At 35.1% G+C, this 943-nt stretch carries 1 protein-coding gene; it reads right to left on the reverse strand.

All coding sequences use genetic code 11. The features are described from left to right. Positions 1–179 (reverse strand): RepB family plasmid replication initiator protein (locus J500_RS16810; RefSeq protein ID WP_034700751.1); only part of this gene is annotated, 179 nt, incomplete at its 3' end. Between the last annotated feature and the right edge of the window lie 764 nt (positions 180–943).

A 943-nucleotide genomic window follows, 5' to 3' on the forward strand; every position in this document is an offset into this window, starting at 1 on the left:
TTAAATTGATGAATGTAGTCGCTTACAAGCACTTCTATTGGTGTATCTGGCGTGAGATTAGAAGACTCTCTAGCTCCAACTATGGCCAAGAGCATAATACGTTGCTCTATGAGTGATAAGTTAAAAGAAGCATCGATAAGAGCATTATCTTTAACAACTAATTTATTGTTATTTGTCATGATATGAAGCTTATTAATTCATTTAACTAGGTTATATGTCATATATTTTAAATAGTCAATAATCTATCTATTCATATACCCCTTAAACCTATCTTTATCACCCCTTAAACCTATCTTTATCACCCCTTAAACCTATCTTTATCACCCCTTAAACCTATCTTTATCACCCCTTAAACCTATCTTTATCACCCCTTAAACCTATCTTTATCACCCCTTAAACCTATCTTTATCACCCCTTAAACCTATCTTTATCACCCCTTAAACCTATCTTTATCACCCCTTAAACCTATCTTTATCACCCCTTAAACCTATCTTTATCACCCCTTAAACCTATCTTTATCACCCCTTAAACCTATCTTTATCACCCCTTAAACCTATCTTTATCACCCCTTAAACCTATCTTTATCACCCCTTAAACCTATCTTTATCACCCCTTAAACCTATCTTTATCACCCCTTAAACCTATCTTTATCACCCCTTAAACCTATCTTTATCACCCCTTAAACCTATCTTTATCACCCTTTAAACTATTGCAAACAAAGGATTTCAGCCTGTCTAAAAGCATTAAAAAGAATTAAAAATAATTAAAAGCCTAGTCTGGTCAAAATTGCCCTTGGTTTTCGCTACGCTCAAACTCTATTGAATCTCGCTTTCGCTCGATTCGGGGGGCAATTTTTTGGTTCTTTTCGTTGTGAATTTGAGAAAAAGCAAAGGCAAGAGCAAAAGCAACTCGGAATTCGCTTCGCTCATAAAGCTTTATGCTC

Origin of the sequence: Acinetobacter sp. 479375 (genome assembly GCF_000581715.1) — a bacterium.
GTDB classification, from domain to species: domain Bacteria; phylum Pseudomonadota; class Gammaproteobacteria; order Pseudomonadales; family Moraxellaceae; genus Acinetobacter; species Acinetobacter ursingii.